We start from the raw sequence: 23,015 nt of genomic DNA on the forward strand, positions 1-23,015 counted from the left end.
GATTGACTGGCGCCGTGGACCTGCCGATCAATCCTCCGGTCGAGCCGATGCTCGCCAAGAGCGTCGCCAAGCTCCCCACCGCGTCCGGGATGACCTACGAGCCCAAGTGGGACGGGTTCCGGTGCATCGTGTTCCGCGACGGTGCCGAGGTCGAGCTGGCCAGCCGGGGCGGCAAGTCGATGACCCGCTATTTCCCCGAGGTGGTCGACCAGGCCCGCCGGCAGTTGCCCGAGCGGTGTGCGGTCGACGGTGAGCTGATCGTCATCCGGCGCGACGGGCCCGGTGGCCAGCCCCGGCTGGATTTCGAGTTGCTGGCCCAGCGCATCCACCCGGCCGCGTCCCGGGTGAAGCTGCTGGCCGAGACCACACCCGCCGACTTCGTCGCGTTCGACCTGCTGGCCATCGACGACGAGGCGCTGCTCGACCAGCCCTACCCGCACCGCCGGGAGCGGCTGGTCCAGGCGCTGGCCGGGGTGCGCCCGCCGGTGCACGTCACCCAGGTCACCACCGATCCCGACACCGCCCGCCGGTGGTTCGACGTCTTCGAGGGCGCCGGTCTGGACGGGTTGATCGTCAAGCCGGCCGACCTGCCGTACGAGCCGGGCAAGCGGCTGATGTTCAAGGTCAAGCACGCCCGCACCGCGGACGCCGTGGTGGCCGGCTTCCGCTGGCACAAGTCCGGCCCGGTGGTGGGCTCGCTCCTGCTCGGGCTCTACGACGACGCCGGGGTCCTGCACCACGTGGGGGTGAGCGCGTCGTTCACCATGGCCCGCCGCGCCGAGCTGCTGGACGAGCTGGCCCCCTACCGGGACACCGGCGGCGAGCACCCGTGGGTGCACGGCGACCACGAGCGCGGCCAACGCATTCCGGGTGGGGTGAGCCGGTGGACCGGCACGAAGAACCTGGAGTGGGAGCCGGTCCGCCCGGAGTTGGTGGTCGAGGTGGGCTACGACGCGATGGAGGGCGAACGGTTCCGGCACACGGCCCGCTTCGTCCGCTGGCGCCCGGACCGCGATCCGCGCTCCTGCCGCTACGACCAGCTCGACCGGCCGGTCCGCTTCGATGTGGACCAGGTGCTGCGCGGCGACCCGGCAGCCACCGTGGACCGGGCCGCCAACGGCGCGGCGTAGCCTGGCCGTCGACTCGACCCCGGAGGAGCACGTGATCCGCACCGCCCGTCAGCCCCGGATGGCGACCAGTCGCCGGGTCCGTCTCACTCTGGCCACCTTCACCGCGGCGGTGCTGCTCACCGCCGGTTGCACGCTGCCGGCGTTCGCGCCACGCACGGAGGTGGCGGCCGAGGGCTCGGCCGCGCCGACCGGCAGTGCGCCCACCTGGCGGCCCTGCCCAGAGGTGCCCGAGGATCTGGTCGGGCGCGGCGCACCCAACATGCGCTACGAGTGTGCCCGGATCGCGGTGCCCCGCGACTGGGGCACCGGCGGCGGGGCGAGCGCCGGCCCGGGCGCCGGTCAGACCTTCGAGATCGCCCTGCTGCGGGCCCGCTCCACCAAGCAACGCGACCGGATCGGCTCACTTGTCGTCAATCCGGGCGGCCCCGGCGGGTCCGGTGTCGACACCGCCGTCTACCTCTCCTTCGGCGCCCAGTTCGGCGGGCTTCCCACCTCGATCACCGAGCGCTTCGACATCGTCGGTTTCGACCCGCGCGGGGTCTCCCGGTCCAGCCCGGTGAAGTGCATCTCCGACGCCGACCTGGACGCCAGCTTCGGCTTCGACCCGGACCCGGCGAGCCAGTCGGAGTTCGACGGCTTCGCCGGCCTGAGCCAGCGGATCGGGCGCGGCTGCGGCGACCGCTACGGCGACCAGTTGCCGCTGTTCGGCACCGAGCAGGCCGCCCGCGACATGGACGCGGTGCGCGCCGCCGTGGGCGACGACAAACTGACCTACCTGGGCTACTCCTACGGCACCCTGCTCGGCGCCACGTACGCCCAGCTCTACCCGCAGCGGGTGCGGGCGCTGGTGCTCGACGGCGCCGTGGACCCGCAACAGCGGCTGGTGGAGGGTTCGGAGAGCCAGGCCCGTGGCTTCGAGCGTGCCTTCACCAACTTCACCCGCTGGTGTACGGCGAACGCCGGCCGCTGCCCGATCGCCCCGGACGCGCGGGCCGCGGTCACGTCGGCCATCGACAAGGCCAAGGCTTCTCCGGTACGCGGCGCCGGCGGGCGGGAGGCCACCGCCGGCTGGGTGTTCTACGCGGTCATCTCGTCGCTCTACACCGAATCCGGCTGGCAGGAGTTGGCCAAGGCGATCGACCGGCTGGCCGAGGGTGACCCGAAGGACGTGTTCCGGCTCGCCGACGCGTACGCCGGCCGGGGCGACGACGGGCGTTACTCGAACCTGTTCGACGCCAACCTGGCCATCAACTGCGCCGACGAGACAGAGAAGCCGAGCCGGGAGCAGATCCGGCAGTTGCAGGCGGAGTGGCGGGGGAAATATCCGCTGTTCGGGCCGGCGCTGGCGGTCGGCATGCTGAGCTGCGTCGAGTGGCCGGGTGGGCGTGACCCGTACCCGACCGGGAAGGCCGACGGCGCGCCGCCGATCGTGGTGGTCGGCACCACCGGCGACCCGGCGACGCCCTACGAGCAGACGCCGCGCCTGGCGTCGATGCTGGGTGTCGGCCGGGTGCTCACCTGGGAGGGCGAGGGGCACACCGCGTACCCGCAGACGTCCTGCATCACCAACGCGGTCGACGCGTACCTGCTCGACCTGACCGTGCCGCCGGAGGGGAAGCGCTGCCCGGCCCGCTGACCGGCTGGGTCGGGGGCAGCGGGGGCAACGGGGGCAGATCGATCCCCTGCCGGGTCGCCAACTCCTCCAGCAGCGCCCGGATGCGGCGCACGTCGGCCTTGAGCTGCTCCTGCTCCTCGTGCTCGAAGGCGTTGTCGTCGACGATGAGCCGGCTCGCGAAGTGCGCGGTGATCAGCGGGATGACCAGCAGCACCATCGTCGAGATGAGCAGCGCGGCCAGCGTCCGGCCCGCCCAGGTGGTCGGCGAGATGTCGCCGTACCCGACGGTGGAGGCGGTCACCACCGCCCACCAGACGGCGTCGGCCGGGCTGCGCTCTTCGACCTCCCCGTAGATGACCCCGGCCACCACGATCATCAACAGGTACGAGGTGATCAGCGTGCGGGGCGAGTTGGCGAACCACACCAAAGCCCGGTATATCCACCGGAACGGCAGCAGCACTAGCTCCATGCCGCCCCATGCTGCCTGTTGCCCGCAACCGGCACAGGCCCATTCGCCGGTTTCGCTGTGCCAGGATCACCAGCATGAGCGACGTGACCTTCCGGGAGGCGGTCCGGGCCGACCTGCCCGCCGTCATCGCCCTGCTCGCCGACGACGTCCTGGGCAAGGCCCGCGACTTCACCGAGGTCGACGAGGCCTACGAGAGGGCGTTCGCGGCCATCAGCGCCGACCCGCGCAACCAGCTGATCGTGGCCGAGCAGGCCGGTGACCTGGTCGGCTGCCTACAGATCACCTACATCCCCGGCCTCGGTCGGCACGGCGCCGAGCGGTCACTGATCGAGTCGGTCCGGGTCCGCTCCGACCGACGCGGCCAGGGGCTGGGGCGGGACCTGATGACCTGGGCCGTCGACCAGGCCCGGCAGCGTGGCTGCGCGCTGGTGCAGCTCACCACCGACAAGTCCCGTGCGGACGCGCACCGCTTCTACCTGAGCCTCGGCTTCGCGGCCAGCCACGAGGGCATGAAGCTCGCGCTCTGACCCGCCGTCACGCCCACCTGGCGGGGGCAGCGGGCATCACCCCGACCGGGTTACGTTCGCTGCCGTGAGCAGACCGACGAAGCCCGCCGCCGCACCGCCGCGCCCGCCATGGCGACGGACTGGCGCAGCGCTCCTGGCGGTCGGCGCCCTCCTGGTCGTCGTCGCGTTCTGGCTGCCCGCCTGGCGCAGCGTGTACCTGGACCGGACGGATGTCACCCCGGGCAGAGAGGTGATCGGCTACACGCTGCCGTTCGCGGTGATCGCCGCCGTGTTCGCGGTGCTGTCGCTTGCCAACGCCGGTCCGTCCCGCTGGGTGTGGCGGCAGGCCAGCCTGGGGATGCTCGTCTCCAACGTGCTCGCCTGCGGCAGCATTACCGGCGCGTTCTGGTACTTCGAAGTCAATGACCCCTACGCCGAGGAGGAACTGCTCCGCAGCCGGCCGGGCGTCGGGATCCTACTGGCCCTGCTGGGCTGCCTGCTGATCCCGTTAGCCGGGTCCCTCCCCAATGGCTCGGGTGCTGGGGCCGCCCCCCAGCACCCGTAGAGCAGCCCACAACCCAGGCCCCGCAGCCACCGCCGAGGCGCGGCGGTCAGTCGTCGACCAGGCGACCGTCGCGCAGGACCAGCACCCGGTCGGCGAGGTCGATCAGGGCCGGGTCGTGCGTGGCCACCAGCGCGGTCATGCCGCGCGCGTGCACCACCGCGCGCAACAGGTCCATGATGGACCGACCGGTCTCCGAGTCCAGCTGACCGGTGGGCTCGTCGGCGATGAGCAGGTCCGGCTCGTTGGCCAGGGCTCGGGCCACCGCGACCCGCTGCTGCTGCCCGCCGGAGAGTTCGTAGGGACGCTGCGCCGCGTGGCCGCCCAGGCCGACCATCTCCAGCAGCACGGCGACCCGCTGCTCCCGCTCGGCGGCCGGCACCTGCGCCAGCCGCAACGGCACGCCCACGTTCTCGGCGGCGGAGAGGATCGGCACCAGCCCGAAGGTCTGGAACACGAACCCGACGGTGCCCCGGCGCAGTTGGAGCAGTTCCGCCTCGCCGGCCGCGGTCACCTCGTGCCCGGCCACCACCACCTGGCCGCTGTCCGGCCGGTCGAGACCGCCGATCAGGTTCAGCAGGGTGGTCTTGCCGGCCCCGGACCGACCACGGATGGCGACGAGCTCGCCCTTGTTGGCGCTGAACGAGACGTCCCGCACCGCGTGCACGGCGTGCTCGCCCCGACCGAAGGTGCGGCTCACACCGCTGACCCGGACCACCTCGACTGGTTGCGCCACGGCCCCACCGCCGAACCCGGCCCCACCGGTCACCACCATGTCCCGACCACTCATGCCCGTGCCCCCCGCTCGTCCGTGGCCCGGTCACCGGGCCGTACCTGCACGTGATCCGGCTCCAGATCGAGCCGGACCCGCTCCTTCAGCGCGAGCGCGTCGACGAACGCGGCCGGCAGCTGCATCCGGCCGTTGCGGTCCAGCACCGCGTACTCCTCGCTGACCAACTCGGTGTTGCCGTCCGCGTCGGTCCGGGCGGTTCGGCGTACCTCGGAGGCGGTCCGGCCGTCGCGGATCGCGACGGTCCGGCGGACCTGCGTGGCCACGGCGTGGTCGTGGGTCACCACCACGATTGTCACGCCCAGCTCGGCGTTGATGGTGCGCAGTGCCGCGAAGACCTCCGCGCCGGTCGCCTCGTCCAGTTCACCGGTCGGCTCGTCGGCGAAGAGCACCTCCGGATCGTTGGCCACCGCCACCGCCACCGCGCACCGCTGCTGCTCACCGCCGCTGAGCTGCCCCGGTCGGCGGTCCGCGCAGTAACCCACGCCGACCATGTCGAGCAGCTCCCTGGCTCGTTCCCGGCGGGCCTTGCCACCGCGTTTGCCGGCCAGCTGCATCGGCAGCTCGACGTTCTCCAGCGCGGTGAGGTACGGCAGCAGGTTGCGCCCGGTCTGCTGCCAGACGAAACCGACAAGCTCCCGCCGGTAGCTCAGCCGCCGCTTGGCGGACAGCGAGAGCAGGTCGTAGTCGGCCACCCGGGCGATGCCGGCGGTGGGCGTGTCCAGGCCGGAGAGGATGTTGAGCAGTGTCGACTTGCCCGAGCCGGACGCGCCGACGATCGCCACCAGCTCTCCCCGGTCGATGACCAGGTCGAGCCCCTGCAGGGCGACCACCTCCACCCCCTCGGTCTTGAAGATGCGCACCAGGCCGTCGCAGACGATGTGCCCGCGCAGTCGGTCCTGCCCGCCGGCCCGTTCGGCGGCACGAAGCGCTGCCCGCTGTTGCAGGGAGGCCAGGTCGGGCACCAGTGAAGTCTGGGCGGTAGCGGTCATCTCAGCTCTCCTCTCCGAGCCGAAGCACCTCACCGAGGCGCAACCGGCGGTTGTTCAGGGCCTCGACGGCGACCGCGAAGCCGAGGGCGACCACCCCGAGCGCGAGCACCGCCGCCACCAGGCCGGGCTCGAACGCCACCCGGACCGGCATGCCACTGGTGAACGCGGACAGGCCGAGCACCGGGTTGAGCAGCAGGGGCAGCACCGCACCGACGAGCGCGCCGGTCAGCACCGACACCCCGACCAGCGGGGCCAACTCGACAAGCAGCAGCCCGCGCCACTGCCGGCGGGACAGCCCGAGGGTACGCAGCCGGGACAGCACCTGGCCGCGGGCGCGCGCACCGGCCAGCACGGTGAACGCGATGGCCAGCAGCCCGAGCACGGAGCCACCGACGGCACCGGCGACGAACCCGAAGGCCAGTACGCCGTTCGCGCCGCCGGCACCGAGATCCCGGCGAACGTCGGCCCGGGTGTCGACGACGACCCCAAGCGGGCGTTTCCCCCCGGTGACGGCCCCCTGCTGCTGGTACCGCAACTGTCCCTCGTCACCGGCGCGGCGCAGCGCCCCGGCGTCCAGCCGATCGCCGGCGACCAGCAGGCTGGTGGCCACCGGTGTGGTGGTGCGCGCCGGCAACGCCTGCCAGGGCAGGATGACGAACCGGTCGGTGTCCCCCGACAGCAGGGGGAAGCTCTCCTCGCTGCCGGCCACCCGGAACTCGTACCGCTGGCCCTGCACCGAGATGAAGGCGGAGCTGTCGAGTTTGGCCTTGGCGAGATCGGCGGCGACCTCCGGCGAGACGATCGCCGGCACCGGCCCCGGTTCGGGACGGGCGGTGCGCAGCGCGGCCGGTAGCGGCAGATCCACAGCCGATTCCCGGGCCACCGTGGCCAACTCTGCGCCGTCGATCAGCAGTACGGCCGTCTCGCCGAGCCGTGGGTCGGTGCCGAGTTCGTCGGCTGCCAACCGCTCGTCGGACGCGAACAGCACTCCGGTGGCGGCCCGGACCCCCGGCAGGCGGCCCAGCTCGTCGATCGTGTCGGGGGCGAAGCGCTCACCGCGGATCACCGCGTCGGCGGGCACGATCCGCTCGGCGGCCCGGTCCCGGCTCGCGTCGACGCCGGCGGCGACGACCGCGCAGAACGCCGCGGTGCCGATCGCGAGCACCACGACGACCAGCGGGGCGGCGACCGCCGACCGGCCGGCGCGCGCCGTGCCGAGGAAGGCGACGCTGCCCCTCCTCCGCGCGGCCAGCCGGCTGACCAGCAACAACGGCCAGGGGTACGCCCGCAGCGCGAGCACCGCCGCGGCGATCGCGAGCAGCACCGGCACCGACACCAGCAGCGGGTCCACCTCACCGAGGGTGAGGCCGCGCCGACGCAGCAGCACCGCGGCGAGCACGGCGAGCAGCAGCACGGACACCTCGACGGTGAGCCGGCGGGTCGACGGGCGCATCCGGACCAGGTCGCGGCGGGACGCCCCGCCGGTCGGCACGGCCAGCGTGGCCAGCGGCAACGCCAGGGTGACCAGGACGGTCGCGGCGATCACGTACGGCGTGCTCAGGTCCGCAGCGCCCGGGACCAGGGTGCCCAGCCACCAGCCGAGCGCGGCGGCGACCGGCACCACCAGCAGCGACTCGGTGAGGCTTCGTCGGGCGCCGGCCGTGGTCCCGCCGCCACGGGCCCGGATCAGCACGAACTCCGCCCGGCGGCGGCGGGTGGCGAGGATGGCGGCGAGCACGATCAGCCCGGCCAGCGTGGCCAGTACGCCGGCCGCGATCACCGCCAGCAGGGTCCGGGCGGCGTTGACCTGGGCGGCGAACGCGCGCAACGGGATGTCGACGCCCTGGGCCAGGGATAGGTCGACCGGCCTGTTCCGCTGCGTTTCCTGCAGACCGTCGATCAGCTGGTCCAGCTTCCGCGCGTCGATCTTGTCGGCACCCAGCCGGTACCGCCAGTTCGACCGGATCGGCCAACCCGCCGCGGCCCGCTTGTCGAGGGTCGACTGGGCGACGACACCGGAGGCGACGAACGGCTGACCGTCCCCTTCCGGTGGGATGATCTGCAGCAGCGATGGCAGCCCGTCCCAGATGCCACCCGTACGGTCGACGGGGCGGAACAGCCCGACCACTGTCAGCGGGACGGCGTCGCGGAGCCGCTTCTGCTCGTCGACCCAACCGATGCGCAGTTGGCTGCCGGTGCGCAGGTTGAGTTTGCCGGCCACGTCGACGTCGAGCGCCACCTCGATCGGCCGGTCGGGAAGGTACGTCTCGCTCGGCCACGCCCCCTCGACCAGGGTGCTGGCGTCCTGGACGCCAGGCATGCCCCGCAGACCCAGGTCGACGAGCAGGTTGCGGGCCGCGAGGTCCGGCCCGACCACCCGGCCCGGTTCCGCGTCCACGTTGTACCACCGCTCGGTCACCGCCGACCGCACCTGCGGCGGCAGGTCCGCGGCCAGCGCGTCGAACCGCTCGCGGGCGTAGGCCATCGCCGGCTTCAGGGCGGGGGCGGACCCCACGCCCGTGGTGTACGAGAGATCCCGGCGTGCCGGCAGCTCGCTGGTGAGCTGCGCCCGAAGCCCCTGTTCGGCGAGCCGGTTGACCAGCCGGGGCACGCCGCTGATCAGCAGCGTGACCACCAGGGTCAGCACCGCCAGCAGCAGAAACTGCCCACCGTACGCCCGGACCCGCCGGACCGCCGCGCCGACGCTCATCGTTCTCCCCCGATTCGCAGCTGCACCGCCGCCACCCGCTGACGGATGCCGGCGGCGATGAACGCGCTGAAGGCGAGCGCCGCCAGCAGCAGACCGACGGCGGTCAGACCGATCGGCACCCAGGGCAGCGCGAACGTCGCCGGGGGGATCGGCCGACCAGCGGCCGGGGTGAGGATGACCAGCGGGGCCATGGTGGCTCCGACCGCGGCGCCGAGCAGCAGACCGACCCCGACGCCGATGCCGGCGAGGAAGGCCTGTTCGGCCAGCAGCGCCCGGGCCAGCAGCCGAGGCGTGGCGCCGAGGGTGTGCAGCACCGCGAACTCGCTGAGCCGGCGTCGGGAGGTTGCCCACACGTCCACCATCAGGCCGACGAGAGCGAGCAGCACCGCGCCGAGCGCCGCGGCGAGCATTCCGGTCCGCGACCCCTGCCAGTACGGGTCGTCGGCCGCGGCGGTGATCACCGCTTGCCGGTCGAGGACTGTCACTCCGGGCAGCTCGGCGGCCGCGCCGGCAGCAGTCGTCGCGTCGGTGGCACCGATCCACCACTCCGGTGTCGGGCGGATCGTCCCGCCGGAACCGAGAAGCACGTCGACCGCCGCCGGCAGGTCGAGCAGGACGCCCTCGCCGGTGGTGGTCGGCACGGATTCCAGTTCGCCGACCAGGTGGGCCCGCAGCGTCACCCCGGAGAGCGCCAGCTCGACGGTGTCGCCGACGCGAAGGCTCAGCGCGTCGCGTACCCCGGGGGTCATCAGCACCGGCACGGCGGCGACGGGTCCGCCTGCCACTCCCGGTACGACGACGAATCGGCTCGCCGGCCGATCCATCCGAGCCCCCTCGGTGATCAGCTGGACGGGGCGGTCGGTGACGAGCCCGGCACCGCTCGACTCCACCAGCGTGCGCGGCCCACCGGGCCACGTCGCCGTCCAGTCACCGGGCAGCTCGGCCGGCCGGGCCGTGCCGCCGGCATCGACAAACGCCAACCCTTCCACCTGGAACCCGTAGGACATGCCGCCCGCGTTCCCGGTGTCGGCTTCGAAGCCCGCCAGCCGCAGCCGTGCTCCGCCCACGTCCGGCAGCGTGACCGTGAACCGCGTGGCCTGTCCGCTGCTCGGCGCGTCGACCGCCGGCAGCCGGAAGGCGAGGCCGTCGGCGGTGGTGAACAGCAGCGCCACCGCGATCCGGTGCGGCTCGGCGGTTTGCGTGAACGGCGTACGGACGGTGCCGGTGACGGCCCGGGTGCCCGCCGGCAGCTCGACTCCCCCGCTGGCACCGCGCGCCTGGATCATGCGCTGGTACTGCTGGGACACCGGATCATCGCTGAGCCGGTCGGCGAGTCGGACGACACCGGGGGCGCTGGCCGGGTCGATGCCGATCACGGTCACCGGCAGGTCCTCCCGGCCGACCCGGATGTCGTCCCGCCACGCCGGCAGCACCCGGTTCACGCTCGGCAGCGCGGCGAGTTCACCGGCCCGGGTGAGCGGGGCGGCCCCGGCTCGTTCGGTGACCCGCAGGTCGGCGCCGACGGTGTGACCGGCCTGCTCGACCTGGGACCGCTCCCCCGTGCTGATCAGGGACCAGGCCAGGGTGCTGCCACCGACGGCGAGGGCGAGCAGCAGCACCGGGCCGGCGTGCGGACGCCGACCGGCCTGCCACATGCCGAACATGGTGGCCGTCCAGGGCCGCCGGTCGACGAACCGCTCGGCGAACCGGGTGACCGGTGGCAGCACCCGCAGCGCCAGCACGGCACCCGCCAGCACACCGAGCGTCGGGGCGGCGATCAGCAGCGGGTCGAGCCCGAGCCGGCCGCCCGAGCCGGCCAGCGGCGAGGCGTACCGGCGCAGTTGCACCCAGGCGAGCACGGCGAGCGCCACGAGCACCAGGTCCACGCTGGCCCGCTGGACGCTCGCCGCCCGGTTCGGGCGGGACCGGGCGGCCATGTCGGCCACGTACGTGCCGGCGCCGCGCAGTGTCGGGGCGACCATGGCCACCAGGCAGCCGGCCGCCGTGGCCGCGGCGGCCGCCCAGACCAGGGTGGTGTTGCCGCCGGCGGCGGACAACCGCTCGGCACCGCCGGGTCGGACGAATCGCAGCGCCACGGTGGCGATCACCGGCGCGAGCAGGACGGCGGGGGCGACCACCAGGGTCGCCTCGCGGGCGGCCAGGCCGGCCAACTGTCGGCGGGCGGCACCGCGGGCACGCAGCAGCGCGGTCTGCGCGCGACGGTCCTCGTGCAGCAGCGCGGCGACCAGCACCAGCGCATACCCGCCGAGCACCAGGATGAGCAGCAGCGGGGTGGCCAGCGCGGAACGGCCGACCAGGTCGGCGCGGGCGATCCGATCCAGCAGCTGCGGCATCTTGGTCACCGCCTGCCCGGAGGTGCCCAGTTGGGCGGCTTCGGGCACCCCCGTGGACGCCACGGTGAGGGCTTTGCGCACGGCGGGCAGGTCGGCCACGTCGACGCCACCGAGATCCGGTTCGACGAGCCAGGATGCCGACACCGAGCCGGGGAAGACCGCCGCGAAGTCGGCCGGGTCGAGTGCGAACGGCCCGTACGAGGTGCCGGAACCGGCACTGCCCGTACCGACCCCGGGGGCCAGCAGCCAGTACGCGTCGGCCGGGTCGCGGGGCCGCCAGGTGCCGGCGAGCACCAGTTCGCTGCGCCGTTCGGTGGCCCGGTCGCGTACCGGGATGCGTTGCCCGACGCTGAGGCCCAGCGCACCCGCGGCCCGCTCCGGGAGGCTCACCTGGATCGGGTTGCCTCCCGGGTCTGGCCACGCCCCGCTGGTCAGCTCCGCGTGCGCGGCGAGGTCGTCGAGGGTTGCCAGGTTGGCGAAGACGGGCTCGTCGCCGGTACGGGGCACGGATCCGAGCGAGCCGGTCAGCTCCCGCCCGGTGCCGTACCGGGCGACCGAGACGCTGACCGGAACGCCGGCCAGCCCGTCGGTGAACTCGGCGCGGACTGCCCCGTCGCGGGTGGCGAACTCGGCCGCGTCGCGTCCACCCGACCCACTGACCAGGAGGCCACGTTCCTCGGCCGGCGAGGCGGCCACCAGCGCCCGCTGCCCGGCATCCACCGCCCGACGGTTGTAGTCGGACAACCCGGTGACCAACGCGACGGCGACCAGGGCCGCGATCACCGCGGCGACCAGCAACCCGCGCGCCTCCCGGGCCCGCCTCCACACCAGCTTCATCCGACGCCTCCCCTGGCCCTGACGGGCCGACGACCATCAAGACAGGCGACCTACCGGGAAAGGTTCGCGCCCGTTACATGATCGTTACTAGGAGCGGGATCGGCGTGCGCCCCGGCTGGCTAGCTGCCGCCGCTTGGCTAGCTGCCGCCGCGGAGGTTGCGGATGCCGAACGCCGCCGCGCCGATCACCAGCACGACGCCCAGGAGCTGGAGACCGGGCGAGTCGTCGGCCTCCCCGTGCGCGATGCCGGCGACGCCGAGGGCGATCACGAGGATGACGCCGACGGTCAGGGCGTACCTCATGGGTTTTCCTCCTCGACCCACTCGAGCAGGTCGCCGGGTTGGCAGCCGAGCACCCGGCACATCGCCTCCAGCGTGCTGAAGCGGACGGCCTTGGCGCGGCCGTTCTTGAGCACCGCCACGTTGGCGGGCGTGAGCCCGACACGCTCGGCGAACTCACCGACGCTCATCTTGCGTTTGGCCAACTCCACGTCGATACGCACGACGATGGGCATCAGATCACCGCCTCCATGTCGGTCCGCAGCGTGGTCGCCTGCCGCAGCAGCGCACGCATCACCACCATGAGAAGCCCGAGCACCGTGACGCCCATCGTCAGCAGGAACAGCAGGATCGGAGCACCCGGGTCATCGGCGTTGAAGCCGACGTAGAGGAAGACACCCACGAGCACCACCCACGCGGCGCCGACGGCCCACACGATCAGGTCGACCCACTTCAGGGACGCCTCGGTGAAGATGCGGTCGTTCTTGACCAGGCTGAGCAGCTTCCAGGTCGACACGATGACCACCTGGACGCACAGCACCCAGAACACCGTGATCGCGGTCAACGGCCACCGGAGGTAGGCATCCTCCGGGGATTCCTGAGCCATGTGCGCGAACTGTCCGGGCAGCGAGAACGTCTGGAACCCGATCAGGACCACGAACAGCACCCCGAGAAAAACTCTGAGAGCGGCTACCGCTCGATGCTCTGTAACCATGCATCGAGTTTCGCTCGTTACCTATCGAAAGTCAATCGCTCGCCGGGGAGTCGTCTCCCGCCCGGACAGGCGTCGGCCCAGACACCGGCCTCGCCTTCTGCGGGTGGATCGTCTCGTGGCGGGCCAGCATGGCGACGAACTCGGCGATCTTGCGCTCGCGGGTCTGCGCCTTCTTGACGCCATTGACGCGGTGGGTGAGAGCGAACCGGTTGGTCCTGGTGAGCACGTCGAACATGGCCTTCGCGGCGGGGTCGGCCGCGATGGCGGCGAGGAGGTCGGCCGGCACCTCGACTTCCGACGACGGGGCGTACGCGGCAGCCCACCGCCCGTCCGCCTTCGCGGCTTCGACAGCGGCGCGGCCCGCGGGTTGCATAAGCCCCTGCTCCTCCAGCCGGGCCACGTGGGCGACGTTGCGTTGCGACCAGGAACTGCGGGACCGGCGCGGGGTGAACCGGATCCAGGACGCCTCCTCGTCCCGTTTCCGGGCCTGCCCGTCGATCCAGCCGAAGCACAGGGCCTCGTCGACCGCCTGCTGCCAGGTCAGCGTCGTGACGGTGCCGCCCTTCTTGGTCAGGGCCAACCAGACACCGGGGGACGTGGCGTGGTTGGCCGACAACCACACGCGCAGGGCGTCGGCGTCCGCGACGATCAACTCATCCAGCTCGGGGCTCGCCATGACGGCAGGCTAACCGCCACGACCGACGCTGTTGCCACGCCGACTCGTTGCCCGCCGCGCCCCGCCCCGCCCCGCCCCGGTCACGCTCTAGCATCGTCGCCATGGCAACGCGGCTCGTGCAGATCAACATGAAGGCTCGCAACGACTCCACCCTGGGCGGTTTCTGGGCGCAGGCACTCGGCTGGGCAGTCTCCAGCGAGGGACCCGGTGTGACAAACCTCGAACCCGAGGGCTTCGTCTATCCCGACCCCGTCGCCGTTTGCGTCGACCTCGTCGTCTCCCCGGAACCCAAGACGGTGAAGAACCGCGTGCACGTCGACCTCGCCACCACCTCGGCGGCCCAGCAGGCGCAACTGGTCACGCGCCTGCTGGATCTCGGTGCGACACCCGCCGACATCGGCCAGGGCGACGTGCCCTGGACGGTCCTGGCCGACCCGGAGGGCAACGAATTCTGCGTGCTGGAACCCCGACCGCGCTACCAGGACACCGGGCCGATCGCCGCCGTGGTGGTCGACTGCGCGAACCCGCGAGCCTTGGCCAGCTTCTGGGACAGGGCCACGGACTGGACCCTGCACGAGGTGACCGACGACAGCGCGGTGCTGCGCTCCGCCCAGGGCGTCGGCCCCTATCTGGAGTTCATCCGTACGCCCGACGTGAAGACCGGATGGAATCGCGTCCATCTCGACGTCCGCCCGTACCCGGGTGACGACCCGCAGGCCGAGGCGGCCCGACTGCGGGCGCTCGGCGCCACCGCCGTCGACCTGGGCCAGAGCGACATCCCGTGGACGGTCCTCGCCGACCCGGAGGGCAACGAGTTCTGCCTACTCGCACCGGGCTGACCCAGAACCCGCGTCAGCCCTGGTCGTTGGTGGGCAGCGCTGGGGATCGGCTACGTCCGCCGGTGGTAGTGGTTGCGGCGCGGGATCTGGTCGGGGTCGAGCCAGGCCGGTGGGACGAACTCCGGTGTGCCGTCGCCCCCCAGCCGAACCGCCCACTCGGTCTGGTGCAGGTGCCGATGGTGGTGGCCGCAGAGCAGCACGGCGTTTTCGAGACTTGTCGGGCCGCCGTCGGCCCAGTGTCGAATGTGGTGGGCGGCGCACCACCGGGGTGGCCGGTCGCACCCGGGGAAGGCGCAGCCGCCGTCGCGCAGCGCCAACGCCCGTCGCAGCGGGCCGGTGACGAGGCGTCGCTGCCGGCCCACGTCCAGGACCTGGCCGGCACCGCCGAGCACGGCGGGCAGGACGGCGGCGTCGCAGGCGAGCCGACGGACGGCCTCCGGGGTGAGGTGCGGGCCGGTGTCGAGGGTGCCGGCACCCAACTGCCGGGTCAGCCCGTCGAAGTCGGTGGTGACGACGAGCTGGGCCGGGTCGCCGCCGTGCTCGGGCAGCTCGCCGGTACGCAGCGCCAGCCGGCACACCTCGCGAGGGCGTCGTGCCGACGCTGGCCGGCGGTGCGGGTGTCGTCGGACCCGCAGGGTGCGCTGAGCGGGTCGATGGCGGCGCGCACGAGCGCGGCGGTCTCCGCGTCGAGGGTGCCGCTGAGCCGTAGTCGCCCACCGGCCCGCTCGGAGACGGTGACGTGCCGGTCGCGGGCGGCCCGAGCGGCCTCGGCCTCCAGGGCCGCCGCCGCGGCGGCGTCGGCGATCTCGGGTGCGACGTGGTCGAGGATCCGGCTGCCGAGCCTGCGCAGCAGGGTGGGGTCGAACTGCGCGGCCCAGTCGACAAGCACGCCCACGGCCTTGTCGGCGACCTCGACCCCGGCGCGGGCCGACACGGTGGCGACCGCCTCGGCGATGACCCGGGCCTGCTCCACGGTGACCGCCCCGCTCGCCAGAGCGGCACGCACGGCGGGCGGTGCCCCGTCGAGCGAGGCGGCGAGGCCGACCAGCCGACGGGCAGCGGCGACGTCGAGGCGTAGGCGGTGCCGCAACCAGACGGTCGTCGAGGACGCGCCCTGCGCGACCGCGGTGCCCCGACCGTCCAACTCCCGGACGACCGCCACCTGCACCGCCGCCAGCCGCTGCTGAAGCCGGTGCGTGGCGTCGAGCGCCGCGACCAGGTCGTGCTCGGAGAGCGCCCAGGCCGAGGCATCGGCGCAGGTCGCCACCGCACTCTCCGCCCGTGCCAACTCATCGATCACCAACAAATCCTAGAACAGGTGTACGACAAGTTTCCGCGACGCCGACGGTCGCGTACCGAGAACGTCGAATGCGTCTTCACCAATCCAGCAGACCCGCCTCCCGATGACCGGGCAGGGTCGAACGAAATGGTGTGGTGCGCGCACTCATGCTTGACGCCTGCGGAGCGTGACGGCGATACATGCGAGGAGTAGCCTCTCGGTCGGCGGCCAACCGGGGTAGAGGCCGGCGGTGCCGCCATCGGGTCCTCTATCCCGAAGGCAGGCACGCCGTGACCGAACCGTCGTTCGCCGAACGTATGCGACAGCTCCGCGACGCGCAGCACATCTCCCTGCGCAACCTGGCGAAGATCACGTTCCACGGCAAGACGTATCTGCATGAGCTGGAGACCGGCGTGAAAACGCCCACCAGCCAGGTTGCCCAGCGCATCGACGACGCCCTCAACGCCGCTGGCGAACTTGTCGCCCTTGCTGCTCAGCCCACCATCCCGCGCCGGGAATTCGTGGCCGCCGCCGGACTTGCCGCCGCGCTACCTCACACCCTCGTCAGCCACGGTCGCCACGTCGGACCTGGCACCGCCGGGCGGCTCGCCGAACGCACCGCCCGGCTCCGCCGCCTCGACAACTTCCTCGGCGGTGCCGACACCCAGCACCTGTACGCGGCCGAAGCTGACTCCACAGCCCGACTCATAAAGGACGGCTCCTACAGCGAGGCCGTCGGCCGGCAACTCCTAGCCGTCCTCGCCGAACAAACCCAACTCGCAGGATGGGCGGCATTCGACGCTGGACGGCATACCGACGCAAACCGGCTCTACCGAACCAGCATCTCCGCCGCAGGTGACGCCAATGACCACGCTCTTGTCGGCAACGCCTACGCGTTCCTCGCCTACCAACAGTTAGCCCTTGGTCGGCCCGCTGCCGACACCGCCACAGCCGCATGCGACGCCGCAGTTGCCGCCACGCCCACCGTTCGGGCACTGCTGCATCTGAGGGCCGCCTGGGCGCACGCCGTCGCGGGCAACGCCGATGCGGCAGACCGACAGCTCGCGCAGGGCACCACCTGTCTCAGCGAACATGACGACCGACCCGAACCCGACTGGGTGTACTGGGTCGACGACGTTGAGGGCGAGATCATGACTGGGCGCTGTTGGACGGTGCTCCATCGGCCGATGCGCGCCATCCCCGTGCTGGAGCGCGCCCTCGCTCGCTTCGATGACACCCACTCCCGCGACAAGGCCCTCTACCTGTCGTGGCTGGCCGACGCCTACCTCGACGCCAACGAGGTTGAACATGCCTGCGCCACTGCCGCCGCAGCAGTGCGGCTCGCGGGTGGGGTAGGGTCGGTGCGGCCCGCGCAGCGTCTCAACTCGTTCCTCAACCGGCTGAGGCCACACGGCGGAATGCCATGTGTCGTTGAGCTTCGGACACTGGCCGCCGAGGCGTCTACCCGCCCTCGACTGTCCGTTTGATCCACGCCAGGTAGGCGGCCGAGGCGTGAACGACCGCCGTGGCGGTGACCTGCGGGTTGTCCCACGGATGCGCGTCGATGAGGTGCGTCTCCAACTGCGGGTACCTGTCGGTCGTGGTGTACAGCAGCACCTGCCATTCCTCACTCGCGCCCTGCTCGCCGAGGTGCCAATACACCGACAGCACCGGTCCGGCTACCTGCGCGCCTGCCGCCAAGCGTGCCGCCGTTGCTCCTTCGGCCAGTTTCATTGCCGCTTCCCGCGTGGGGGCGGCTGTTGACACCTGCACGTAGTCGCTCACCCGCACAGGCTAGCCGGGCGGGTGTCCGCGGACAGGCGCGGACAGGCGGCGGACAGCCACAGCCGCCTGGCCACCCCTGGCAGCCCGTAGCGTCCCATTCACGGGACGGCTGTGGTGAACATCCAAACTCGATCCGATGTGTGCGACCACTGCTGCCGTTCCTTCAGTGGCCGTGTGATCCCGCCCGAGTTCGCCTGGCTGAGGCGTACGGCCGGGATCGCGTCAACCTCGCCATGTACTGCGGGGCGCTCTATCCGGTGGCCTCCGCCGAACTGTCCGCCGCCGCCCCAGGTGAGTTGTGGGAAAGGTTCGTCGGATGGACCCGGTGACCGATGTCCAGCGAAGACGCCCCGCGCCTCGCTCAGGCGCTCTCGCCCTCCGGAGTGCGCTTGGCGCGGCTGGGTTGCACCCGCTTGGGCTCGCCGGGCATCTTCGGGTGGTCCGGTGGGTACGGCAGGTCGCCCTGGCCGGCGGCGGCGTCGCGGTCGGCCCACTCCAACAGCGGGGTGATGTCCCACGGTGCGTCGTCGATGCCGGCGTGCGGGTCGCCGCGCTCGGCGAGCCGGGCCGGCACGGTCCGCAGGTCGAAGTCGTCCGGGTCGACGTCGGGCAGTTCGTCCCAGGTGACCGGCGTGGAGACGGTGGCCCGTGCGTTGGCCCGCAGCGAGTACGCGCAGGCGATCGTCCGGTCCCGGGCCATCTGGTTGAAGTCGACGAAGACTCGGCTGCCGCGCTCCTCCTTCCACCAGGCGGTGGTGACCAGGTCGGGGTTGCGGCGCTCCACCTCCCGGGCCAGCGCGATGGTGGCCCGGCGCACCTCGGTGAACGTCCAGCGGGGCTGGATGCGCAGGTAGACGTGCACGCCGCGACCGCCGGAGGTTTTCGGCCAGCCGGTCACGCCCAGCTCGTCGAGGAGCGCGCGGACCTGCGCGGCGGCCCGCGCCGCGTCGGCGAAGTCGGTGCCGGGCTGCGGGTCGAGGTCGATGCGCAGCTCGTCGGGTCGGTCGACGTCGGCGGCGCGCACCGGCCAGGGGTGGAAGACGATGGTGCCCATCTGCGCCGCCCAGGCCACGTGTGCCAGGTCGGCCGGGCACAGCTCCGCCGCGCCGCGACCGCTGGGGAAGGTGATCTGGGCGGTCGTCACCCAGGGCGGCACCCCTCGGGTGGGCACCCGCTTCTGGAAGAACGCCTCACCCTCGACGCCCTCGGGGAAGCGTTGCAGCGTGGTGGGCCGCTCCCGCAGGGCACGCATGATCCCGTCGCCCACCGCGAGGTAGTAGTGGAAGACGTCCGCCTTGGTGAAGCCCCGCTGGGGGAAGATCACCCGATCGGGACTGCTCAGCCGTACGCTGTGGCCGGCCACCTCGACCTCGGTGACCGCCGCCTTGGTGCCCGCCATCTCGCGACCTTATGCCACACCCCCGACGTTCGACGTACCGTTGACGGGTGAGTCTTGACGACAACGAGCTGCCCCGCACCGAAGACGAGTGGCGGGTCCGGTTGACCCCCGAGGAGTTCCACGTCCTGCGGGAGGCCGGCACCGAGCGCCCGTGGGTCGGTGAGTACGTGGACACGAAGACCCAGGGGGTCTACCACTGCCGCGCCTGCGGGTTGGAGCTGTTCTCCAGTGACACGAAGTTCGACTCGCACTGCGGGTGGCCGAGCTTCGACGACGCCATCCCGGGCCGGGTGAAGGAGATCGAGGACCGCAGCCTCGGCATGGCCCGCACCGAGATCCGCTGCGCGCGCTGCGACAGCCACCTCGGGCACGTGTTCCACGGGGAGGGTTTCACCCCGAAGGACACCCGGCACTGCGTCAACTCGATCTCGGTCCGGCTGGAACCCCACTGACCTGAGCGGTCCGGGCCCGGCGACGCACTCACGGCGTACCCCCGAGCAGGTCGACCTCGGCGGCCCGGGACTGCTCGATCCGCCGGGCCAGGTCGCGGACCTGCTCGTTTCGGCCGACGCCGACCTGAGCCCGGGCCAGGTCGGCCGCCGCACGCTGGTGCTCGGCGAGCACCTCGCGCAGCACCCGGTCGACGTCCGCGGTGGGCGCGGTCCGCAGCCGGTCGAGCGCGGCGTCGTCGCCGTGCCCGTCATGCCGGTGTACGCCCGCGCTGGCCCCCGGCCCGGCCGTGGGCAGCCAGCCGCGCATCGCGGTGAGTTCGTCAGCCTCGGTCGCCTCGATCGCGGCGGCCAGGGTACGCAGCGTGGCGTCGCGCACCCGGTCCCGGGCCAGCGCGACGATCTGCAGGGTGCGTTCGCTGTGCCCGACCATGGTGCTCAGGAAGACCACGTCGATCCCGCTCATCGCGTCCGGCGCGATCGCGGCTACGGCACCCCCGGACGCGGCGCCCCCGGACGCGGCGCCCCCGGCCGACGCCGGTCCGGCCGGGGACGCGGGCGCCGGTTGTGGCACGACCGGCGGGCTCGACGTGGGCGACCCGCCGCAGCCGCCGGTGAGCAGCAGCGCGGCGACGAGGGACACCAGACGGGTACGACGGGGCATGTCGGGTGCTCCGTTCACGCGGGGACGGCGACACGGGTGCGGCAGGTGGCCGCACCCGTGGGGGTCAGACCTGTTGCCAGAGCGCCGGTACGTTCGGCGGCTCCCAGCCGGGGATCGCCGTGTGCGCCTGCCGGCAGCGGTACGTGGCTCCGCCGTAGGTGACCTGGTCGCCGACCTGGTACGCCCGGCCCGTCGTCCAACTGCCGCCCGGGGCGGGCGTGGTGGTCGGGGTGGTGGTCGGGGTGGGCCGTGGGGTGGGTGAGGCGCTCGGCGTGGGGCTCGGGTTCGACCCGCCGCCGATCTGCACGTCGATGCAGGAGTAGAAGGCGTTCGCGGTGTCGGAGATGTTCCACACCGCGAGGATCTTCTGCCGCCCGGAGAAGCCGCCCAGGTTGACGGTGTGCGACACCGTGGCGCCCGGCTGCTGGCCGTTGCCGTTGACCACGCCGACCCGGGTGTTGCCGATCCAGTACTCCCAGTTGCTGGTGGCGTGGCGGGCGGTGTTCACCCAGGTGAAGGTCAGCGAGCTGCCGACCGAGGTGGCCGGCCAGCCGCGGCTGTCGTCGTTGAGGACGGCGAACTGGGCGATGCCCGCGTTGCAGCTGCGCAGGCCCTTGGGCCCCTCGACGCTCTGCGGCTCGTACCTGATCTGCCCGCAGTCGGGCACCCGGCCCTGTGCGCAGAGCGCCTGCCGGCTGGGCGGGGCGGAGACGTAGCCGTGCGCCTGCGCCGGAGCGGCGAGGGCGAGGGTGGCGGTGACAGCACCGGCCGCCACCAGCGGGATGGTGATTCTTCGACGCATCGGGGCGGCTCCTTCTCCAGGGTCCGGTAGGTGCCCCCCAAGGTAATTTAAACATTGTTAACAGTAAAGACTCCCATCGATAAATCCAGATGGTGGCGAGGTAGCGCAACACGCCGGCGCCGACACGCCGCCCGGGCCGCCGGAGAGCGGCATTTCGCCGCGCACGCGTACAGACTTCCGGCATTCTGGGGCGAAACGGCGCAATGAGGGAGATTGGTCATGGCCACGTGCGAGGTCTGCGGCAACGACTACTGGATGGCGTTCGAGGTGCACACCGTCAGCGGTGACGTGCACACCTTCGACTCCTTCGAGTGCGCGATCCATCGGATGGCACCCATCTGCGAGCACTGCCAAGTCAAGATCGTTGGCCATGGCGTCGAGGTCAACGGCCGCTTCTTCTGCTGTGGGCACTGCGCCCGCGCCGTCGAGGGCGCCGAGGGCGCCGAGATCCGCGACGCCGTCGGCGCACGCCCCGCCTGACCGCGATTCTGCGGTACGGTCGTCGCCATGCGGCCACCGCTGGGTGTTCTTCCCCCGCCGCGCTCCTGAACGGAGCGCCGCGCCTTCGCCGACCGGGTGACTGACCCGGCTCGGCCCCCTGCCGTACGCGCTCCGTCGACGTCGTCCCCGTCAACGGCTCACCCTTCGGAGCGCATCCGTGTCCCTTTCCCGTACCGTGCCGCCGGCCGCCCCGGCCACGACCGTCCGTTCGGCCCGCACCGGCCTGATCCAGATCACCGTCACCGGCGTGCTGTGGGGCACCACCGGCGTGGCGGTGCAACTCCTGCGCGACAGCACCGGGCTCAGCCCGGTGAGCATCGGTTTCCATCGACTCGCGATCGCCGCGCTCGTACTGCTGGCGTGCACCGCCGGCCGACTCGGCACGATCCTGTCCGCGCTGCGCGCGGCACCCGTACCGCTGCTGCTCACCGGCATCGGCCTCGGCCTCTACCAGGCGCTCTACTTCGCCGCCGTGGCCTGGGCTGGCGTCAGCGTCGCCACAGTCGTCAGCCTGGGCCTGGCCCCGGTGCTCGCCGCGACCTGGGAGTCGGTGCGCGCCCGCCGGATCCCCGGCCCGCTGCGCCTCGGCACGCTCGTCGCGGCCGTGGCCGGTCTCGCCCTGATCACCGGCGCCACGGCGGACCCCAGCGGGGCGGCGCCCGCCCCACTGCTCGGCCTGCTCGCCGCGGCGGGCTCCGGCCTGGGGTACGCGGTGACCACCCTGATCAGCCGAGACCTGTCGCAGCGCACCGCGCCGATGACGTTGACCACCATCTCCACGGTGGTCGGTGCGCTGACCCTGGCGCCGTTCGCCCTGGTCGCCGGGGCCGGCGTGCCGCTACGCCTGGACACCGTGGCACTGCTGCTGCACCTCGGGGTGGTCACCACCGCGGTGGCGTACGCGTTGTTCTACGCCGGCCTGCGCACGACCGAGGGCAGCGTCGCCGCCGTGCTGACCCTGCTCGAACCGCTCACCGCCGCGGCACTGGCGGTGGCCCTGCTGCACGAGCCGCTGCCGCTGCCGGTCAGCGTCGGCGGTGCCCTGCTGCTCACCGCCGTGGCCGCCACCTACCTGGCACCTCGACCGCGCACCCCCTGAGGCGGCCTACCATCGTCGGATGCCCTCGCAGACCACCGAAATCCGGACGGCGTCCTTCGCCGACCTGAACGCCCGCACCTTCCACGACCTGCTAAAACTGCGCATCGACGTGTTCGTGGTGGAGCAGAACTGCCCCTACCCGGAGCTCGACGGACGCGACGTGGAGCCGGGCACCCGGCATCTCTGGCTCACCGACGGCGGCGCGCCGCTGGCGTACCTGCGAATCCTGGCCGACCCGGACGGCGCCGCCCGGATCGGTCGGGTGGTGGTGGCCCCGGCGGCGCGCGGCGGCGGACACGCCGGCCGGCTGATGACCGCGGCGTTGGAGGTGGTGGGCAACCGGCCCTGCGTGCTGGACGCCCAGTCGCACCTGGTCGCGTTCTACACCCGGCACGGTTTCGCGGTCAGCGGCCCGGAGTACGTCGAGGACGGCATCCCGCACACCCCGATGCGGCGCGATGCCATTGACGGCTGACGATCAACCTGGCATCGTTCCGGGGAGAGCCATCGCGGGAGCCAGCGAGTGGGCACGGGAGTGGGCAACTCCCGTCGATCCGGGTGCCG

General features: G+C 72.5%; 24 protein-coding genes and 1 pseudogene. 10 read left to right on the forward strand and 15 right to left on the reverse strand.

The window, feature by feature from the left end; genetic code table 11:
• Positions 1–14 precede the first annotated feature (14 nt).
• Positions 15–1,130 (forward strand): ATP-dependent DNA ligase, encoded by a 1,116-nt coding sequence (locus tag AB0B14_RS29960; RefSeq protein ID WP_357070211.1) that lies wholly within the window; start codon positions 15–17, stop codon positions 1,128–1,130.
• A 58-nt stretch (positions 1,131–1,188) separates the two neighbouring features.
• Positions 1,189–2,766 carry an alpha/beta hydrolase gene (locus tag AB0B14_RS29965; protein ID WP_357525522.1) on the forward strand — a complete coding sequence of 526 codons (1,578 nt, stop codon included), beginning with the start codon at positions 1,189–1,191 and terminating at the stop codon, positions 2,764–2,766.
• On the opposite strand, the gene AB0B14_RS29970 is transcribed toward AB0B14_RS29965, so the two are convergent.
• Positions 2,693–3,214 carry a potassium channel family protein gene (locus AB0B14_RS29970; RefSeq protein ID WP_357070213.1) on the reverse strand — a complete coding sequence of 174 codons (522 nt, stop codon included), beginning with the start codon at positions 3,212–3,214 and terminating at the stop codon, positions 2,693–2,695. The genes AB0B14_RS29965 and AB0B14_RS29970 overlap by 74 nt on opposite strands.
• 74 nt (positions 3,215–3,288) lie before the next feature.
• Between AB0B14_RS29970 and AB0B14_RS29975 the strand changes: the two genes are divergently transcribed.
• Both AB0B14_RS29975 and AB0B14_RS29980 read left to right on the forward strand, forming a co-directional pair.
• Complete coding sequence (locus AB0B14_RS29975) at positions 3,289–3,741, forward strand: GNAT family N-acetyltransferase (protein ID WP_357070215.1); 453 nt, start codon at positions 3,289–3,291, stop codon at positions 3,739–3,741.
• Positions 3,742–3,805: 64 nt separating this feature from the next.
• Entirely contained in the window at positions 3,806–4,285 is a 480-nt protein-coding gene (locus AB0B14_RS29980; protein WP_357070217.1) for a hypothetical protein, read from the forward strand.
• A 46-nt stretch (positions 4,286–4,331) separates the two neighbouring features.
• Here the strand turns inward: AB0B14_RS29980 and AB0B14_RS29985 are convergent, their stop codons facing one another.
• The 8 genes from AB0B14_RS29985 to AB0B14_RS30020 form a co-directional block, all read right to left on the reverse strand.
• Positions 4,332–5,057: an ABC transporter ATP-binding protein gene (locus tag AB0B14_RS29985; RefSeq protein ID WP_357525524.1), complete on the reverse strand. Its 726-nt coding sequence runs from the start codon at positions 5,055–5,057 to the stop codon at positions 4,332–4,334.
• Between the two features lie 11 nt (positions 5,058–5,068).
• The gene (locus tag AB0B14_RS29990) at positions 5,069–6,064 is read right to left on the reverse strand and encodes an ABC transporter ATP-binding protein (RefSeq protein ID WP_357070221.1); all 996 of its coding nucleotides are present in this window, start codon (positions 6,062–6,064) and stop codon (positions 5,069–5,071) included.
• Position 6,065: 1 nt separating this feature from the next.
• Entirely contained in the window at positions 6,066–8,774 is a 2,709-nt protein-coding gene (locus AB0B14_RS29995; RefSeq protein ID WP_357525466.1) for an FtsX-like permease family protein, read from the reverse strand.
• Positions 8,771–11,965, reverse strand: coding sequence for an ABC transporter permease (locus tag AB0B14_RS30000; protein ID WP_357525468.1), 3,195 nt, complete (start codon positions 11,963–11,965; stop codon positions 8,771–8,773). The genes AB0B14_RS29995 and AB0B14_RS30000 overlap by 4 nt, the downstream gene beginning before the upstream one ends.
• 137 nt (positions 11,966–12,102) lie before the next feature.
• A complete protein-coding gene (locus AB0B14_RS30005) occupies positions 12,103–12,267 on the reverse strand; it encodes a hypothetical protein (protein ID WP_357070227.1) in 165 nt (54 codons plus the stop codon).
• Entirely contained in the window at positions 12,264–12,479 is a 216-nt protein-coding gene (locus AB0B14_RS30010; RefSeq protein ID WP_357525470.1) for a helix-turn-helix transcriptional regulator, read from the reverse strand. Before AB0B14_RS30010 ends, AB0B14_RS30005 begins: the two co-directional genes overlap by 4 nt.
• Entirely contained in the window at positions 12,479–12,958 is a 480-nt protein-coding gene (locus tag AB0B14_RS30015; protein WP_357525472.1) for a DUF2975 domain-containing protein, read from the reverse strand. The genes AB0B14_RS30010 and AB0B14_RS30015 overlap by 1 nt, the downstream gene beginning before the upstream one ends.
• A gap of 31 nt (positions 12,959–12,989) precedes the next feature.
• On the reverse strand, positions 12,990–13,634 hold the full coding sequence (locus tag AB0B14_RS30020) for a YdeI/OmpD-associated family protein (RefSeq protein WP_357525474.1): 645 nt from the start codon (positions 13,632–13,634) through the stop codon (positions 12,990–12,992).
• Between the two features lie 101 nt (positions 13,635–13,735).
• On the opposite strand from AB0B14_RS30020, the gene AB0B14_RS30025 reads away from it, so the two are divergent.
• Positions 13,736–14,473 (forward strand): VOC family protein, encoded by a 738-nt coding sequence (locus AB0B14_RS30025; RefSeq protein ID WP_357525476.1) that lies wholly within the window; start codon positions 13,736–13,738, stop codon positions 14,471–14,473.
• A gap of 50 nt (positions 14,474–14,523) precedes the next feature.
• Here the strand turns inward: AB0B14_RS30025 and AB0B14_RS30030 are convergent, their stop codons facing one another.
• Positions 14,524–14,835: an HNH endonuclease signature motif containing protein gene (locus AB0B14_RS30030; protein ID WP_357525526.1), complete on the reverse strand. Its 312-nt coding sequence runs from the start codon at positions 14,833–14,835 to the stop codon at positions 14,524–14,526.
• Positions 14,836–15,773, reverse strand: a pseudogene (locus tag AB0B14_RS30035) (DUF222 domain-containing protein); the annotation flags it as partial. It lies immediately after the preceding gene.
• 296 nt (positions 15,774–16,069) lie between these two features.
• Between AB0B14_RS30035 and AB0B14_RS30040 the strand changes: the two are divergent.
• Positions 16,070–17,239, forward strand: a complete 1,170-nt coding sequence (locus AB0B14_RS30040; RefSeq protein WP_357525528.1) for a helix-turn-helix transcriptional regulator — start codon at positions 16,070–16,072, stop codon at positions 17,237–17,239.
• Here the strand turns inward: AB0B14_RS30040 and cutA are convergent.
• Together cutA and ligD are read right to left on the reverse strand one after the other, a co-directional pair.
• Entirely contained in the window at positions 17,214–17,486 is a 273-nt protein-coding gene (cutA, locus tag AB0B14_RS30045) for a divalent cation tolerance protein CutA (RefSeq protein ID WP_357525530.1), read from the reverse strand. The two genes, AB0B14_RS30040 and cutA, sit on opposite strands and share 26 nt — an antisense overlap.
• A 412-nt stretch (positions 17,487–17,898) precedes the next feature.
• Positions 17,899–18,936, reverse strand: coding sequence for a non-homologous end-joining DNA ligase (gene ligD, locus AB0B14_RS30050; RefSeq protein WP_357070241.1), 1,038 nt, complete (start codon positions 18,934–18,936; stop codon positions 17,899–17,901).
• A 47-nt stretch (positions 18,937–18,983) separates the two neighbouring features.
• Here ligD and msrB point away from each other — a divergent pair, with 47 nt between their 5' ends.
• Positions 18,984–19,388: a peptide-methionine (R)-S-oxide reductase MsrB gene (msrB, locus tag AB0B14_RS30055; RefSeq protein ID WP_357070243.1), complete on the forward strand. Its 405-nt coding sequence runs from the start codon at positions 18,984–18,986 to the stop codon at positions 19,386–19,388.
• Between the two features lie 28 nt (positions 19,389–19,416).
• Here the strand turns inward: msrB and AB0B14_RS30060 are convergent, their stop codons facing one another.
• Together AB0B14_RS30060 and AB0B14_RS30065 are read right to left on the reverse strand one after the other, a co-directional pair.
• A complete protein-coding gene (locus tag AB0B14_RS30060) occupies positions 19,417–20,049 on the reverse strand; it encodes a DUF305 domain-containing protein (protein WP_357070245.1) in 633 nt (210 codons plus the stop codon).
• Between the two features lie 64 nt (positions 20,050–20,113).
• Complete coding sequence (locus tag AB0B14_RS30065) at positions 20,114–20,851, reverse strand: lytic polysaccharide monooxygenase (protein WP_357525478.1); 738 nt, start codon at positions 20,849–20,851, stop codon at positions 20,114–20,116.
• A gap of 219 nt (positions 20,852–21,070) precedes the next feature.
• Here AB0B14_RS30065 and AB0B14_RS30070 point away from each other — a divergent pair, with 219 nt between their 5' ends.
• The 3 genes from AB0B14_RS30070 (at position 21,071) to AB0B14_RS30080 (ending at position 22,926) form a co-directional block, all read left to right on the forward strand.
• Entirely contained in the window at positions 21,071–21,331 is a 261-nt protein-coding gene (locus AB0B14_RS30070) for a Prokaryotic metallothionein (protein WP_355051720.1), read from the forward strand.
• Positions 21,332–21,509: 178 nt separating this feature from the next.
• The gene (locus AB0B14_RS30075; RefSeq protein WP_357525480.1) at positions 21,510–22,451 is read left to right on the forward strand and encodes a DMT family transporter; all 942 of its coding nucleotides are present in this window, start codon (positions 21,510–21,512) and stop codon (positions 22,449–22,451) included.
• Positions 22,452–22,470: 19 nt separating this feature from the next.
• Positions 22,471–22,926, forward strand: coding sequence for a GNAT family N-acetyltransferase (locus tag AB0B14_RS30080; RefSeq protein WP_357525482.1), 456 nt, complete (start codon positions 22,471–22,473; stop codon positions 22,924–22,926).
• Positions 22,927–23,015: the final 89 nt, after the last annotated feature.

This window comes from Micromonospora sp. NPDC049171, assembly GCF_040648275.1.
In the GTDB taxonomy this organism is placed as follows: domain Bacteria; phylum Actinomycetota; class Actinomycetes; order Mycobacteriales; family Micromonosporaceae; genus Micromonospora.